Annotated in this window: 15 protein-coding genes; 5 read left to right on the forward strand and 10 right to left on the reverse strand. The window is 71.2% G+C overall.

What is annotated here, in order from left to right; translation table 11 throughout:
• Positions 1-36: 36 nt before the first annotated feature.
• Both ORV05_RS18935 and ORV05_RS18940 read right to left on the reverse strand, forming a co-directional pair.
• Positions 37-489, reverse strand: coding sequence for a PTS sugar transporter subunit IIA (locus ORV05_RS18935; RefSeq protein ID WP_268440796.1), 453 nt, complete (start codon positions 487-489; stop codon positions 37-39).
• Positions 486-722 (reverse strand): PTS glucose/sucrose transporter subunit IIB, encoded by a 237-nt coding sequence (locus ORV05_RS18940; protein ID WP_268440798.1) that lies wholly within the window; start codon positions 720-722, stop codon positions 486-488. Before ORV05_RS18940 ends, ORV05_RS18935 begins: the two co-directional genes overlap by 4 nt.
• A gap of 186 nt (positions 723-908) precedes the next feature.
• On the opposite strand from ORV05_RS18940, the gene ORV05_RS18945 reads away from it, so the two are divergent.
• The 4 genes from ORV05_RS18945 (at position 909) to ORV05_RS18960 (ending at position 4743) form a co-directional block, all read left to right on the forward strand.
• Positions 909-1661, forward strand: a complete 753-nt coding sequence (locus ORV05_RS18945) for a GntR family transcriptional regulator (protein ID WP_268440800.1) — start codon at positions 909-911, stop codon at positions 1659-1661.
• Positions 1658-2878 (forward strand): PTS transporter subunit EIIC, encoded by a 1221-nt coding sequence (locus tag ORV05_RS18950; RefSeq protein ID WP_268440802.1) that lies wholly within the window; start codon positions 1658-1660, stop codon positions 2876-2878. The genes ORV05_RS18945 and ORV05_RS18950 overlap by 4 nt, the downstream gene beginning before the upstream one ends.
• A 73-nt stretch (positions 2879-2951) precedes the next feature.
• On the forward strand, positions 2952-3767 hold the full coding sequence (locus ORV05_RS18955) for a serine hydrolase domain-containing protein (RefSeq protein WP_268440804.1): 816 nt from the start codon (positions 2952-2954) through the stop codon (positions 3765-3767).
• 160 nt (positions 3768-3927) lie between these two features.
• Positions 3928-4743 (forward strand): S1 family peptidase, encoded by an 816-nt coding sequence (locus ORV05_RS18960; protein ID WP_268440806.1) that lies wholly within the window; start codon positions 3928-3930, stop codon positions 4741-4743.
• Here ORV05_RS18960 and ORV05_RS18965 read toward each other — a convergent pair.
• The 8 genes from ORV05_RS18965 to ORV05_RS19000 all read right to left on the reverse strand — a co-directional run bounded on the left by ORV05_RS18965 (position 4736) and on the right by ORV05_RS19000 (position 13256).
• A complete protein-coding gene (locus tag ORV05_RS18965) occupies positions 4736-5680 on the reverse strand; it encodes a D-2-hydroxyacid dehydrogenase family protein (RefSeq protein WP_268440808.1) in 945 nt (314 codons plus the stop codon). The genes ORV05_RS18960 and ORV05_RS18965 overlap by 8 nt on opposite strands.
• A 27-nt stretch (positions 5681-5707) precedes the next feature.
• Positions 5708-6541 carry a shikimate dehydrogenase gene (locus ORV05_RS18970; protein ID WP_268759815.1) on the reverse strand — a complete coding sequence of 278 codons (834 nt, stop codon included), beginning with the start codon at positions 6539-6541 and terminating at the stop codon, positions 5708-5710.
• A gap of 7 nt (positions 6542-6548) precedes the next feature.
• Complete coding sequence (locus ORV05_RS18975; protein WP_268440810.1) at positions 6549-8342, reverse strand: endolytic transglycosylase MltG; 1794 nt, start codon at positions 8340-8342, stop codon at positions 6549-6551.
• On the reverse strand, positions 8339-8830 hold the full coding sequence (ruvX, locus tag ORV05_RS18980) for a Holliday junction resolvase RuvX (protein ID WP_144592010.1): 492 nt from the start codon (positions 8828-8830) through the stop codon (positions 8339-8341). The genes ORV05_RS18975 and ruvX overlap by 4 nt, the downstream gene beginning before the upstream one ends.
• On the reverse strand, positions 8827-11487 hold the full coding sequence (alaS, locus tag ORV05_RS18985; RefSeq protein WP_268440812.1) for an alanine--tRNA ligase: 2661 nt from the start codon (positions 11485-11487) through the stop codon (positions 8827-8829). Before alaS ends, ruvX begins: the two co-directional genes overlap by 4 nt.
• Positions 11488-11578: 91 nt before the next feature.
• A complete protein-coding gene (locus ORV05_RS18990; RefSeq protein WP_268440814.1) occupies positions 11579-11878 on the reverse strand; it encodes a hypothetical protein in 300 nt (99 codons plus the stop codon).
• On the reverse strand, positions 11875-12282 hold the full coding sequence (locus tag ORV05_RS18995; protein ID WP_144592007.1) for a DUF948 domain-containing protein: 408 nt from the start codon (positions 12280-12282) through the stop codon (positions 11875-11877). Before ORV05_RS18995 ends, ORV05_RS18990 begins: the two co-directional genes overlap by 4 nt.
• A gap of 107 nt (positions 12283-12389) precedes the next feature.
• Positions 12390-13256, reverse strand: coding sequence for an NAD(P)-dependent oxidoreductase (locus tag ORV05_RS19000; RefSeq protein ID WP_268440816.1), 867 nt, complete (start codon positions 13254-13256; stop codon positions 12390-12392).
• Between the two features lie 159 nt (positions 13257-13415).
• Between ORV05_RS19000 and ORV05_RS19005 the strand changes: the two genes are divergently transcribed.
• Positions 13416-15482, forward strand: coding sequence for a phosphocholine-specific phospholipase C (locus tag ORV05_RS19005; RefSeq protein WP_268440818.1), 2067 nt, complete (start codon positions 13416-13418; stop codon positions 15480-15482).
• The last annotated feature ends 27 nt before the right edge of the window (positions 15483-15509 follow it).

A 15509-nucleotide genomic window follows, 5' to 3' on the forward strand; every position in this document is an offset into this window, starting at 1 on the left:
CCGCACCGAGTGGTTCCGGCGCGGGCCCGGACATCCCTACTCCCACACGAACAGCCGCTCACCGGCGGCGGCCTCGCCGTCGGTGAGCATCTCCGACAGCGCGGTCTCCGCCGCGTCGAGCGCCACCACCGGCACCACGGCCGAGTAGCCCGCCGCGCGCACCGAATCCGGGTTCCAGCCGATCAGCGGCTGGCCCGCCCGCACCGACTCGCCCTGGACCACGTGCGGGGTGAACCCCTCGCCCTTCTGCTTGACCGTGTCGATGCCCAGGTGCACCAGCACCCCCTTGCCGTCCGCCCCGGCGACGACGAACGCGTGCGGGTGCAGCGTGACCACCGTGCCGTCGATCGGAGCGAGGGCCTCCTGCGGACCGCCCTCGGGCTCGATCGCCACGCCCGGGCCGACCAGTTGCTGGGCGAACACCGGGTCCGGCACGTCGCCCATCGCCACCACCTTGCCCGCCACCGGGCTGGCCACCCCGGCGCTCACAGCAGGTCCTGGATGTCGCCGGCGATGGTGTCCGCCTCCGGGCCCACCACGACCTGGACCACCGAACCCATCTTCATCACCCCCAGCGCGCCGGCCTTCTTCAGCGCGGCCTCGTCCACCACGGAACCGTCCTCCAGCTCACACCTCAGCCGCGTGATGCAGCCTTCGATATCGATGATGTTCCCGGCACCGCCGAGCGCGGCGAGGATCTTCTCCGGCCTTTCGTCTGCCACGACGGCCTCCCTTCCTGCTGATCCGAACACGAACCCGTAACGGCGGTTGACACCCCGACCGACACCGGAGCATCCTGCCCCATCAAGAAATGGTCTAGACCGGAACGTACCAATCTTCGGCGACGGGGGCGAGCCCCCGAGACCGGACCGGAATCGACGGGGGTGGCGAAACTGGCCGCGTCTGAGGTGACCACCGGGAAGGTGGTCGACGGCCCGGTGCCGAAACACGCGCAGTTGCGGGAAATCCTGCGCCGCGCGATCGAGCGCGAACTGCCGCCCGGTTCCCCCATCCCCTCGGAACGGGAACTCGCGCAGCGCTACCGGGTCTCCCGGCTCACCGTCCGCTCGGCGATCGGGAAGCTCGTCGACGAGGGGGTGCTCACCCGGGTCCGCGGCAAGGGGACCTTCACCGTTTCGCCCCGGATGGACCTGCAGCTCTACCTCATGTCATTCACCGGTGACATGCGCCGCCGGGGGCTCGTGCCCAGCACCGACGTGCTGCACCGGGGCGAGGAGGTCCCGCCGCCGTCCACCGCGCGGGCGCTCGCGCTCGCGCCGGACCGGCCCGCCTACCGCCTGGTCCGCCTGCGCCGCGCGGACGGCATTCCGCTGGCGCTCGAGCGCGGCTGGTACCACCCGGGCCACCTGCCCGGCCTGCTCGACCTCGACCTCACCGGGTCGCTGTACGAGCTCCTCGCCCACCATCACGACCTCCGCTTCGACGACGCCAGGCAGACCGTCTGGGCCGAGGCGGCGGACCGGGACACCGCGCGGCTGCTTGGCATCCGCACCGGTGACCCGCTCCTGGTCTTCCGCCGGATCTCCACCACGCGGGGAGCGCCGGTCGAGGACATCACCTCCTGGTACCGGGGCGACCGGTACCAGGTGACCGTGCAACTGGACCGGAAAGTCCCCGCCGAACACGGAGGTATGCCGTGAGTACCACCACCGCGGAAGGAACGAAGGGCAAGGGCAAAGGCGTCGCCGGGTTGCAGCGATTCGGCCGCAGCCTGATGCTGCCGATCGCCACCCTGCCCGCCGCCGGCCTGCTGAGCAGGCTCGGCCAGGACGACATGCTGGGCCGGTGGGACGCCACCAAGAAGGTCGCGGCCGTGCTGGCCGCGGCGGGCGGCGGGCTGTTCGACTGGCTGCCGCTGCTGTTCGCCGTGGGCATCGCGGTCGGCTTCGCCCGCAAGGGCGACGGCTCCACCGGCGTCGCCGCGGTCGTCGGCTTCGTGGTGTTCAACAAGGTCGTGCAGGTGTTCGCGCCGATCAGCGGGCTGCAGGGCTTCAAGGAGGGCTGGTACCTGCAGCCCATCAAATGGCCCTTCAGCGTGCTCGGCGGCATCGTCGTCGGCCTGGTCACCGCTGTGCTGTGGCAGCGCTTCCACCGGGTGAAGCTCCCGCCCTACCTCGCCTTCTTCGGCGGACGGCGGTTCGTGCCGATCATCAACTCCGCGGTGCTGCTGCTCCTCGGCGTGGTGTTCGGCCTGATCTTCCCTGCGGTGGACAGCGCCATCAACCACCTCGGCGACGCGGTGACAGGCAACGCCGTCGCGGGCGGCGGCGTGTACGGACTGCTCAACCGGCTGCTGCTGCCGGTCGGCCTGCACCAGCTGATCAACGTCCCGGTGTGGTTCATCTTCAAGGGCGGTGACATCACCAACTTCTTCGCGGGGGACCCGAACGCGGGCGCGTTCACCACGGGCTTCTTCCCGATCTTCATGTTCGCCCTGCCCGCCGCGGCTCTGGCGATCTGGAAGACGGCCCGCCCGGAACAGAAGAAGGTGGTCGGCGGCATCATGATCGCCGCCGCGTTCACCTCGTTCCTCACCGGCGTGACCGAGCCGATCGAGTTCGCGTTCATGTTCGTGGCCTGGCCGCTCTACCTCGCGCACGCGGTGTTGACCGGCGTCTCGCTGGCGGTGTGCAACGCGCTGGGCATCCACCTCGGGTTCTCCTTCTCCGCGGGGGCGATCGACTTCGCGCTCAACTCGGGGGCGACCGCGGCGAGCAAGGCGTGGCTGCTGATCCCGATCGGCCTGGTCTACGCGGCGATCTACTACTTCGGGTTCAAGTGGGTGATCACGAAGTGGAACCTGCGCACGCCCGGCCGTGAGGACGAAGGCGGCGACGCGGGCGATACCTCCGCCTGACGGTCCCGCCTCGGCTGGGGCGGGCGGCGCGAGCGCGTGCCGCCCGTCCCAGGCCGGGCCGTAGGGTGTCCGGGTGGACAGCGTGCGTTTGGCAGAGCAGTGGCCGGTGGGCAACGTTTCGGTGGCGGTGGTGGGCGCGGACGGCTCCGTGCTCGGACGGCACGGCGACGGGGCCCGGCCCTACCGGCTCGCGTCGGTGACGAAACTGCTGACCGCCTACACCGCGCTCATCGCCATCGAAGAGGGCGTCGTGGAACTGGACACCCCGGCGGGCCCGGAGGGCTCGACGATCCGGCACCTGCTGGCGCACACGGCGGGCCTCGCCTTCGGCGAGCACAAGGTCGTCGCCCAGCCGGGCACCCGGCGGCTGTACTCCAACGCCGGTTTCGAGCAGCTCGCCGACGCGCTCGCCGAACACTCCGGCATTCCCTTCACCGGCTACCAGACCGAGGCGCTCTTCACGCCGCTGCGCATGACCGGCACGAAACTCGCCGGCTCGCCCGCGTCGGGCGCGGTGTCCTGCGTGGACGACCTGATCTCCTTCGCCGCCGAGCTGCAGCGGCCCTCGCTGCTCGATCCGTCGACGCTGGCGGAAGCCACCACCGTGGCCTTCCCCGGACTGAACGGGGTGCTTCCCGGCTTCGGGCACCAGAAGCCGAACGACTGGGGCCTGGGCTTCGAGATCCGGGACCACAAGAGTCCACACTGGACCGGAACGCACAGCTCGCCCGCCACCTTCGGGCATTTCGGCCAGTCGGGCACCTTCCTGTGGGTGGACCCCGATGCCGCGGCCGCCTGCGTCGCGCTGACCGACCGCGACTTCGGCCCCTGGGCCGCCGAGGTGTGGCCCCCGTTCACCGACGCCGTGCTCACCGAACTCATGGCGTAGCCCATTCGGGGCTTATTGTCCGATTATTGGTGGTTCCACGACTTTCGTCGGGGTTTCCCGGCGCTAGCTTTTCCGCGTCGCGTACCGAAAGCGCGATCCGGTATCCCGGTGCCCCCGGGTCCGGAAAACGTTTCCAGTTCTTCGAGCGAACGGAAAAGCGATGTCACTCGCCAGCACTCTGCGCCGTGGTCTGCTCGCCGCGGTCGCCTTCGCCACCGCACTGTCCGCGGTCGTCACGGGCAGCGCGCAGGCCGCGCCCGCCCGCAGCAGCGCCACCCCCTTCGTGGTCGGGGGCACGACCGCGGCGCAGGGCCAGTTTCCCTGGATGGTCCGGCTGTCCATGGGCTGCGGCGGCGCGCTCGTCGCCTCGCGCGTCGTGCTGACCGCCGCCCACTGCGTCAGCGGCACCGGGACCACCACCACCATCACCGCCACCCTCGGCAAGGTGGACCTGCAGGGCAGCGGCGGGCAGTCGATCCGGTCGACCTACGTCTACCGCAGCCCGCAGTACGCCTCCACGGGCGCGCAGGACTGGGCGCTGATCGAGTTGGCGTCGGCCCCCTCCGCACCGACGCTGCCCTTCGCCGCCCAGGGCGACACCTCGCTCAACAGCGGCACCTTCACCATCATGGGCTGGGGTGCGACCTACGAAGGCGGCCCCCAGTCGCGCTACCTGCGGTACGCCACGGTGCCGTTCGTGCCCGACTCGACCTGCCAGCAGTCCTACGGCAGCAGCCTGCACCCGGCCTACGAGCTCTGCGCGGGCTATCCGCAGGGCGGCGTGGACACCTGCCAGGGCGATTCGGGCGGCCCGATGGTGAAGCAGACCACCGCGGGCACCTGGGTGGAGGTCGGCATCGTGAGCTGGGGCCAGGGCTGCGCCGAACCGGACTACTACGGCGTCTACGCCGAGATCCAGTCCTTCTCCGACAACGTCAGGAGCCGGATCTCCACCGGCGGGACGATCGTCAGATAGTCATCACGCGCACCGGCTCGCCCGCCTGGTAGGAGGCGATGTCCTCGACCGCGTCCCGGTAGAAGACCTCGTACACCTCCCGGGTGACGTAGCCCAGGTGCGGGGTGAGGACCGCGTTCGGCAGCGTGCGCAACGGGTGGTCGGCGGGCAGCGGCTCGACGTCGAAGACGTCCAGGGCCGCCCCGCCGATCGTCCTGTCCCGCAACGCGGCCAGCAACGCGGCTTCGTCCACGATGGGGCCGCGCGAGGTGTTGACCAGCAGCGCGTCCGGCTTCATCAGCGCCAGTTCCGCGGCGCCGACCAGGCCGCGGGTGCGGCGGCTGAGGACCAGGTGCACCGACAGCACATCCGACCGGGCGAAAAGGTCCTCTTTGGACACCGCGGTGACGCCGTGCTCCGCCGCGTGTTCGGCGGTCAGGTTCTGGCTCCAGGCAATGGTTTCCATCCCGAACGCCTGGCCGACCTTCGCCACCCGCGCACCGAGCTGACCCAGTCCGAGCAGGCCGAGCGTCCGCCCGTGCAGCCCCACTCCGACGGTGCTCTGCCACCCGCCCGTCCGCATCGCGGGCAGTTCGACGTCCAGGTGACGCACCGCCGCGAGGATCAGCGCCCAGGTGTGCTCCGCGGTCGGGTGCGGGAAGTAGCCGGTCCCGCACACCAGGATGCCCAGGCGATCGGCCGCCTTCAGGTCGATGGCGGCGTTGCGGCGTCCGGTGCTCACCAGCAGCTTGAGATCGGGCAGCCGGACCAGCAACTCCTCGGGGAACCGGGTGCGCTCCCGCATCGCGACGACGACCTCCGCCCCGGCGAGCCGGCGCACCAGCTCGCCGGAGTCGCCGACCGGGGAGGTGATCACTTCGATCTCGGCACCGAGGGAGTCCCAGTCCGCGAAGCTCAGTGCGACGTTCTGGTAGTCGTCGAGGATGACAATCTTCACGCGACGAACGGTACCCCGGTCACCGCCTCAACCGAGCGGCAGCGGCAGCACGTTCCCGGTCGCGTCGCGCAGCGCGTCCCGCATCGCCTCCCGCGGCGCTTGCCGCCCGGTGAACAGCTCCACCTGCCCGAAAGCCTGGTGCAGCAGCATGTCCAGCCCGGTGGCCACGGGGACACCCCGGTCGAGCAGCGCCTGCGCCAACGGGGTGGGCCACGGGTGGTAGATGACGTCGAGCACGCACGGCGCGGCCGCGAGCCGGGACGCCTGCCCGGCGACCGCCTCCGCGGGCACCGTGCTGACCAGCACCGCGGCCTCCGCGGCCACCTGGCCGAAATCCACCTCCGACCAGGTGAGCACCTCGGTTTCGAGCCCGGCCCGGCGAGCCGCCGCCACCGTCTCCCCCGCCCGCGCGGGGTCCCGCACCACCAGGCGCACCCGGGACAGGCCGAGCGCGGCAAGGGCGACCACGGTGGCCGCCGCCGTGCCACCGGCACCGAGCACCACTCCGGCAGCCCCTGGCGGCGGCGCGGTGAATCCTCCAGCCGACCGGAGCGCGCCCACTACACCGTCGACGTCCGTGCAGTCGGCGAACCAGCCGTTCTCCCGCCGCACCAGGGTGTTGGCCGCCCCGACGGCGAGCGCGCGCGGGGACGCTTCGGTGGCGAATTCGAGTGCGGCCCGCTTGCCGGGCATGGTCACCGAGAAGCCTACCCAGTCCGGGCCGAGGCGCTTGATCAGCGCGGGCAGGCCGACCTCGTCGACCTCGATCCGGTCATAGGTCCAGTCCGCCAACCCGAGGGCCAGGTAGGCGCTGCGGTGCAGAACCGGGGACAGCGAATGGGACACGGGCTTGCCGAGCACGGCGGCTTTAGTAGGCACCGCGCTCCTTCGCCAGATCGATGTTCCTGCTGTGTTCGGTCATCGTCGTGGCGAAACAGGACAACCCGTTCTTCTCGCATTTGACGAAGAACATCCAGTCGCCGTCGGCGGGTTGCAGGGCAGCCTTGATCGCGTCGGGACTCGGGGCCCCGATCGGGGTCGGCGGCAGTCCGAAGAAGGAGTAGGTGTTGTACACCCCCGGCCGGTCGCGGTCGTCGTCCGTGGTCGTCACCACCGGCTTGTCCAGCAGGTAGTTCACCGTCGAGTCCAGGCCCAGCCTCCAGTGCTGGGCCAGCCGGTTGTACAGCACCCGCGAGATCTTGGTGAAGTCCTGGGTCACGCCTTCGCGTTCGATCAGCGAGGCGATCTCCAGGAGCTGGTACGGATTCTGCCCCTGGAACGCCGAGGACGGGCCCAGCCCGGCGGCCTGGATCTTCGTCGCCGAACTCTTGAGCACGTAGCCGAGCAGATCGGCGGCACTCCAGCCTGGCTTGACGTCGTACACGCCGGGGGCGATCAGCCCCTCGACCCGGCGGGCGTCGCCGCTCTTGGGCGCACGGCTCGCCGCCCAATCCGGCACGCCCATGGCCGCGAGATCGGCCGAAGCGGCCGCCTTGCGGAGATCGTCGGTGGACAGGCAGGTGCTCTGCCCGTTCAAGGTCGCGCAGGACGCCTTCGACAGCAGGGTGAACGCGCCGGGGGTGACCTTGCCGTCGGGCTGGGTGACGTCGTCGAGCTGGGTGCCCGCCCGGATCTGGAGCTCGCCCACGCGCGCGTCGGACGCGGTCAGCTTGGCGACCGCGGCGGCGCCGGACATCTTGGTCTTCACCACGTAGTAGCCGGGTTGCAGGCTCAGCACCTTCGCGTTGCCCGCGCTGGCCTTGACGAACGCCTTCGCGCTCGCGACCACCCCCGCGTTGGTCAGCTCGGCGCCGATCGCGTTGGTCGAGTCGCCGTCGGCGACCTGGATCACCACGTCTGACTCGCCGTCGCCGCTGAAATCGGCGTAGCCGAAGATCGCCTGGATGCCGTACCAGGCGCCGCCGCCGATGACGGCGATCACCGCGAGCGCGGCGACCCAGCGGAACACCTTGGGACGGCGCTTCTTGTCCCCGCCCCGGCGCCGCTTCGGCGGATCGGCGTCGTCCGGCGGGTCGATGTACTCGGGTTCGGCCCGCTCCTCCTCGGCCAGGTCCTCCTCGTACTCGTGCTCGTCGTACTCGTGCCCGTCGTAGTCGTGCCCGTCGTACTCGTGGTCGTCGTACTCGTCGTAGCCGTCCTGCTCGTAGGGCTCGCCGGCGTACGCCGCCTCCTCGTGACCGGTCTGGTGGGCGTCCTCGGGGTAAGCGCCTTCGGGATAGCCTCCGCCCTCCCCGCGAACCGGCGCCTGATAGCCGGACCGGTAACCGGATTGGTAGCCGGACTGATAACCCGACTGGAAGGCCGGCTCGGGCTCGCGATCGACCGGGATCACGTCCGTGGGGGTGTCGTCCACCGGAACCAGCCTCCGCCGTGGTGCGGGCGGCGGCATCCGGGGCGGTTCGGGCCTGCGGGGCGGTTCGGGCCTGCGGGGAGGCTGCGCCCGGTCTTCGAACAGGTCCAGACCATGATCCGGTGACGGGGGCCGCGTCGCGGGCGGGCGCCGCACCGGCGGCGGTGGCGGCTCCTCGGCCCGGGCGTGGCGCGGCCCCGCCGGACGCGGCGGCACCGGCGGCGGCACCTGAGCACGACGGCGGCCGCCACCACCGCGCGGGGGAAGCGGCGGGGGAAGCTCACGACTCACGAACGGCCCTCCCGAGCCAGGTAGGCGGAGCGGCCGTCCAGCCAGCCCTGCAGGATCTCCACCGCGGCGGCCTGATCGACCACCGCGCGCTGCTTGCGTCCCTTGACGCCTCGCTGAGAGAGCATGCGGGCAGCGCTGACCGTGGTCAAGCGTTCATCCGTCAGCCGCACCGGAACCGGCGCGATCCGTCCGGCGAGCCGGTCGGCGTAGTCGACCGCGATCTCCGCGGCCGTCCCGTGGCGGCCCGCGAGCGTCCTGGGCAACCCGACGATCACCTCCACCACCTCGTGTTCGGCGACGAGCCCGGCAAGCGAATCCAAGTCACTGTCGCTGCGCGCATCACGCGACAGGGTAACCAGTGGGGTCGCGAGCATCGGGGCGGGATCGCTGAGCGCGACACCGACGCGGACGGAACCCACGTCGACGGCAAGACGGCGACCGGCTCCGGGATCGTGCTCCCCGGGCCGGTCGGCCTCACGCTGGGTCACCCTCGCGTGAGGGCGTCGCGGAGCGCGCCGATGGCCTGATCGACACCCGCGGGGTTGGTGCCGCCGCCCTGGGCCATGTCCGGCTTGCCGCCGCCGCGGCCGCCCACGGCCGGGCCGAAGGCCGGCACCAGCTTGCCCGCCGCGAAGCCCTTCTCCCGTGCGGCGGCGGTGGTGGCCACCACGAAGGCGACCTTCTCACCCTGGGGCGCGAACAGCGCCACCACACCGGGACGCGCGCCAAGGCGGTTGCGCACCTCCATGGCGAGCGCACGCAGGCCGTTGGCGTCGACCTCGCCGTCCACCCGCTCCGCGACCAGCGCGACACCGTCCACGTCCTGGGCCTTGTCCGCCAGCGAACCGGCCGAGCCGAGCACCTGCTGCGTGCGCAGCTGCTCGATCTCCTTCTCCGCGTTGCGCAACCGCGCGAGCACGTCGTCGACGCGGGCGGGCAGCTCGCCGGTGGGCACCTTGAGCGTGCTCGCCAGTTGCGAGACCAGCAGCTGCTCCTTGCGGACGTGCTTGAGCGCGTCCTGACCGACCAGCGCCTCGACCCGGTGCACCCCCGAGCCGATCGAGGAGTCGCCGACCAGCTTCACCAGGCCCAGCTCGCCGATCCGGCCGACGTGGGTGCCACCGCAGAGCTCACGGGAGTAGTCGCCCATGTCGACCACCCGGACGTCGTTGCCGTACTTCTCGCCGAACAGCGCGACCGCGCCGAGTTCGAGCGCCTTGTCCTTGGTGGTGACGTAGGTCTCCACCTCGACGTTGGTCAGCAGGTAGTCGTTGACCTCCTCCTCGACCTCGGTGAGGAGGTCGGCGGAGACCGGGCCGGGAGTGGTGAAGTCGAACCGCATGCGGCCCGGCGAGTTGAGCGAACCAGCCTGCGCGGCACGGCGGCCGTAGGCGCCGCGCACCGCGGCGTGCACCAGGTGGGTCGCCGAGTGCGAGCGGGCGATGGCGGCACGGCGGTACGCGTCGACCGATCCCGTCACGGCCGTGTCGACCCCGATCTCGCCGGAGGTCACCTCGACGCGGTGCACCCACAGGCCCGGCACGATCTTCTGGACGTCGTAGACCTTCGCCTCGCCACCCGAGGAGATCAGCACACCGGTGTCGGCGACCTGGCCACCGCTTTCGGCGTAGAAGGGGGTGCGGTCGAGGATCAGCTCGGCCTTGTCGCCCACCTTGACGCTGCTGACCGCGGCACCGTCCTTGAGCAGCGCGAGGACCTTGGCGTCGGCCTGCAGATCCGTGTAGCCGAGGAAGCCGGTCTCGCCGTGCCGCTCCAGCAGCTGCCGGTAGACCGACAGGTCACCGTGGCCCTTCTTGCGGGCGGCCGCGTCGGCCTTGGCGCGCTGCCGCTGCTCCTCCATGAGGGTGCGGAAGCCCCCCTCGTCCACCGACAGGCCCTGCTCCTCGGCCATCTCCAGGGTCAGGTCGATCGGGAAGCCGTAGGTGTCGTGCAGCTGGAACGCCTTGTCGCCGGCCAGTATCGTGCCGCCGGACTTCTTCGTCTCCTCCGCGGCCAGGTCGAAGATCTTCGAACCGCTGGTCAGGGTGGCGAGGAACGCCTCCTCCTCGACCCGCATGACCTCGCTGATCCGGTCGAAGTCGCGGGCGATCTCCGGATACGAAGGGGCCATCGCGTCGCGGACCACCTTCGCGAACTCCGGCAGCACCGGCTCGTGCACGCCGAGCAGGCGCACCGAGCGGACGATGCGGCGCAGCAGGCGGCGCAGCACGTACCCGCGCGCCTCGTTGCCCGGGGTCACGCCGTCGCCGATCAGCATCACGCCGGAGCGGGCGTGGTCGGCGATGACCCGGAAGCGGACGTCGTCGGCGTGGTCGGCCCCGTAGCGGCGGCCGGAGAACTCCTCGGCCTTGCCGATGACCGGCCGCACCAGGTCGGTCTCGTAGACGTTCTCCACGCCCTGCAGCAGGTACGCGACGCGCTCGACACCCATGCCGGTGTCGATGTTCTTCGCGGGCAGCTCGCCCACGACGGGGAAGTCCCGCTTGCCGTGGCCCTCACCACGGATGTTCTGCATGAAGACCAGGTTCCAGATCTCCAGGTACCGGTCCTCGTCGACCACGGGGCCGCCGTCGCGGCCGAACTTGGCGCCGCGGTCGTAGTAGATCTCCGAGCTCGGCCCGCACGGCCCGGGCACGCCCATCGACCAGAAGTTGTCCTCCATGCCGCGCGCCTGGATGCGCTCCGACGGGATGCCGGCGACCTTGCGCCACAGTCCCGCGGCCTCGGAGTCGTCCTCGTACACGGTCACCCAGATGCGGTCCGGGTCGAAGCCGAACCCGCCGTCGGCCTGGGACTTGGTGATCAGCTCCCAGGCGTGCTCGATGGCGCCTTCCTTGAAGTAGTCGCCGAAGGAGAAGTTCCCGGCCATCTGGAAGAACGTGTTGTGCCGGGTGGTCTTGCCGACCTCGTCGATGTCACCGGTGCGCACGCACTTCTGGATGCTGGTGGCCCGCGGGTACGGGGGCGGGACCTCACCGAGGAAGTACGGCTTGAACTGCACCATGCCCGCGTTGACGAACAGCAGCGTCGGGTCGTCGAGGATCAGGGACGCGCTGGGGACGGGGGTGTGGCCGCGGCTTTCGAAGTGGTCGAGGAAGCGCTTGTTGATTTCGTGTGTTTCCACTGGATCTTTCCTTGGGGGAGGGCGGCAGGCGCGCGAGCGCCGCGCCTTGGGTTCGGAGTGCGGCAACGGCGGAGAGCGCGACGCGCCCGCGTCAGCTCTCCGCCCGGCGCGCTCGCGCCGGACGGGTCCGGGCGGTGTGCCTGCCCTCGGCCCGCTTCGCGGGCACTCCGGACCGCTGTTCCACCATCTCGCGTAACTCCTGCTCGCGCTCGCTCATCCCGGCGCGGATGTCCGCCCCGAACGAGCCGATGGCGCCCGCCAGCTCCTGCAAGGCGTCGCCGAGGTTCGAGGCCAACCCGGCGGGTGTGGCCTGGCGAGCGGTTCTGCTCGCCTTGCGGGTCGCCGCGACTCCGGCCGCGACACCCACCCCCAGCCAGAATAGCCGCTTCATGACTTGGCGCCCCTCCGGCCGCGACGCGAGTGCCTGCCGTCCGCACCGGCCTTGGCCTTGCGGCGGGCGCGGATGGCCTTGCTCACCCCGTAGGAGAACGCCGCCGTCTTGACCAGCGGGCTGCCCAGTGTCGCGGTGAACACCGACGACAGCGCCGACACGTTGCCCGTGACCGCCTGGGCGTTCGCGGTGATCCCGTCCACCCGTTCGAGCTGGGCGTTGACGTGGGTGATCGTGTCGTTCGCCCCGATCAGCAACGGGTCGGCGTTCTCGTGCGCCTTGCGGATCGCGATCGTGGCCTCGTCCAGTGTCCGGCCCAGCTTGAGCAGCGGGATCGCGAGCAGCAGCACCAGCAGCACGAATGCACCCGCGGCGATCAGTGCGGCGATCTGCCCTGCCGACACGGTCCCTCCTCTTTGTCCAGCGGCTGAATGCCGGTCAGGCTACCGTGTGTCGCCGCGCGGGGCCGTTCCGGCCCGCCCGGTGGGCGATCTTGGCTTGGAACGGCCTCTCAGCGCGCGCCGTAGTAGAGGGCGGCCATGTCCTCCTCGGCGTATCCGGCCTCCGCGGCGGCCTCCAGATGGGCCAGCGCCGCGCGCGCACTGGCCAGGTCGACCTTGCCGTTCCCGGCCTCCAGCACCAGCCTGGCGTCCTTGGCGGCGTGCTTGATCGCGAAGCTCAGCGGGAACTTCCTGTCGATCATCGCGCCGCCCTTGAGATGCGCGTACGGCACGTCCAGGCTGCCACCGCCGATCGCTTCGAGGAACAACTTCGGGTCCAGGCCGAGCGCCTCGGCCAGGCCCACGCTCTCCGCGGTCGCGTTGGTCAGCGCCAGCACCCAGGCGTTCGCGACGAGCTTGAGCCTGCTGCCCGCCCCGGCGGGCCCGATCCACATCGTGCGGGAGCCCACGGCGTCGAACACCGGGGCGCACCGGTGGCGCAGCTGCTCCGGGCCGGAGGCCAGCACGACCAGCTTCCCCTCTTCGGCCGGTTGTTTCGTGCCCAGCACCGGAGCGTCCACGAAGGACAGCCCGTCGCGCTCGGCGAGTTCCGCGAGCCGGGCCGTCCACTCCAGGCCGACCGTGCTCATCTGCAGCCACACCGTGCCGCCCCGTGCCGCGCTGCCCGCCTTCTTCATGACCTGCTCGACGGTGGGGCCGTCGGCGAGCATGGTGAGCACGAAGGCGGCGCCCCGCACCGCCTCTTCCGGGGTTTCGCACACCTGCGCCCCCTGCCCGGCCAGCGGCTCGGCCTTGTCCCGGCTGCGGTTGAACACCCGCACCCCGAACCCGGCGGCGAGCAGGTTCTCGGCCATCGGCCGCCCCATGATCCCGGTCCCGAGCACGGCCACCGTGTCCTTCGTCCTTGGCTCGTTCATCGCTGCTCCTCGCCCCTGGTCCGTTCCCGCACGGCAGGTACCCCGGGCGGGCCGCGGGCAATCCCGGTGCGCCGATCCGGGCGGTTCGCCCCCGGATGTTCGGTTTCCCGGGCGGGCCGCGTTCAGGTGGTGTTCGCTTTTCCCGGCGATCGTTCGCCCATGCCCCGACTTTCCCGACGACGCCTGCTGGGCGTCTCCGGCGCCGCGCTCGCCGGCTCCCTGCTCCCCCCGTCCCTGCACGCCGCGATGGCCCAGCCCATGCCCGCCGGCGGCCTGGACGCGGTCGAACACGTCATCGTCCTGATGCAGGAGAACCGCTCGTTCGACCACTACTTCGGCTCGTTGCGGGGCGCGCGCGGTTTCGGTGACGCGCACCCCCTGGATCTGCGCGGCGGCGGGCCGGTGTTCGCCCAGCCCAAGCCGGGCGGCGGCAGTGTGCTGCCGTTCTCCCTGCGCGAAGAGGCCCGCCGGGAGGGCCGCGGCCCCGGCGACATCCAGTACCTCGGCGCGCTCGACCACAGCTGGACCGGCACCGGCGCGGCCTGGGCCCGGGGCTGGAACGACGGGTGGATCGCGGCGAAGGGCGCGGCCACCATGACCTTCTACGACCGCACCGACATCCCGCTGCAGTACGAACTCGCCGACACCTTCACCCTGTGCGACGCCTACCACTGCTCGATCTTCGGGTCCACCAACCCGAACCGGAACTTCCTGTGGACCGGTACCGTCGGCCGCGAACCGCTGACCGGCCTGCGCGCCGTCACCAACGCGGCCTACAGCTACGACCACCCCGGCTACGACTGGACGACCTATCCGGAACGGCTGGAGCAGGCCGGCGTCGGCTGGCAGATCTACCAGGAGTGGGACAACTTCACCGACAACGCGGTCGAGTACTTCAAGCCGTTCAAGAAGATCGGCAAGAAGATGCTGGCCTCGGTGGAGGGTGGTTTCCGCACCACGGAGGAGTTCTACGACAAGCTCTTCGGCCGCACCGCCGAGGAGCAGCAGAAGCTGCTCCGCCAGCTCGACGCCGGACGCGCCCTGCTCAGCCCGGCCGAACGGAGCCTGTTCGACCGCGCGATGTACCGCAGCGAGCCGGGCACGCTGGTGAGCAGGCTGCGGGCCGACATCGCCGCGCGCCGCCTGCCCGCGGTCAGCTGGCTGGTGCCCTCCGCCGCCGACTCCGAGCACCCCGGCTCGTCCACCCCGGTGGGCAGCGCGAGGCTCGTCTATGACGTGCTGGACGCGATCGCCTCGGACCCGCACACCTGGTCGAAGACCGTGCTGCTGATCAACTTCGACGAGAACGACGGCTACTTCGACCACGTCCCGCCGCCGGTCCCGCCCGCCGCGGTGGAGGACGACGACCACTTCGCGGGCCAGCCGCTCGGCTTCGGCCCGCGCGTGCCGATGACCGTGGTCTCGCCGTGGACCATCGGCGGGTTCGTCGACTCCACCGTCTACGACCACACGTCGGTCCTGCGCCTGCTGGAGCGGTGGACGGGGGTCGTGGAGCCGAACATCAGCCGGTGGCGGCGGGCGGTGGCAGGCGATCTGACGGGCGCGTTCGACTTCCGGCACGCGGGCAGGCCACCGCGGCTTTCCCAGCCCGGTCCGGTGCCGTCCCCGATCGCCCGCTGGCACCCGCAGGCGCCCGAACAGCAGGCGATGCCCGCCGCCGAGCCCGGCACGCGGCCCGCCAGGGCGCTGCCGTACCAGCCGTCGGTGTCCGGGCTGGTTCAGGACGGCCTGCTGGCCCTCACGCTCCGCAACGAGGGACGCGCCTCGTCCCATTTCGCGATCTACCCGTACGCCGGTGAGCTGATCGAGCCCGCGCACCACGACGTGTCCGGCGAGCACACCGTGCGGCTGCCGATCCTCACCGGTTCCTACCGGGTATCGGTGCAGGGCCCGAACCGGGCGTGGTGGGAGCTGCGCGGCAAGGCGGCCGGTGCGAATCTCGACGTCCGGACGCGGTTCGTGCGGTCCGGGCTCGAACTCACCGTCGTCAACGCCGGGACCAAGCCGATGACCGTCCGGCTGGCGTCGAAGCGCTACGCGCCCACGACGCGGGTGGTGCAGGTCGCGGCGGGCCGCTCCGCCGTGGTGGCCTGGCCCACCGAACGCGGCTGGTACGACGTCGAGGTGACCACCGATGCCGACCCGGCCTTCCACCGCGGCCTGACCGGGCGGGTGGAGAACGGACGCCCCGGCGTCACCGGCTGAGCCGCGCCCCTTCGGCGTCGAAGCGCC

The organism is Amycolatopsis cynarae (assembly GCF_026802195.1).
Classification (GTDB): domain Bacteria; phylum Actinomycetota; class Actinomycetes; order Mycobacteriales; family Pseudonocardiaceae; genus Amycolatopsis_E; species Amycolatopsis_E rhizosphaerae.

Excerpts from the sequence above, each read along its gene's own strand:
- ORV05_RS19005 (WP_268440818.1), top strand. The coding sequence starts at position 13,416 with ATGCCCCGACTTTCCCGACGACGCCTGCTGGGCGTCTCCGGCGCCGCG.
- ORV05_RS18990 (WP_268440814.1), bottom strand. The coding sequence starts at position 11,878 with ATGAAGCGGCTATTCTGGCTGGGGGTGGGTGTCGCGGCCGGAGTCGCG.
- ORV05_RS18960 (WP_268440806.1), top strand. The coding sequence starts at position 3,928 with ATGTCACTCGCCAGCACTCTGCGCCGTGGTCTGCTCGCCGCGGTCGCC.
- ORV05_RS19000 (WP_268440816.1), bottom strand. The coding sequence starts at position 13,256 with ATGAACGAGCCAAGGACGAAGGACACGGTGGCCGTGCTCGGGACCGGG.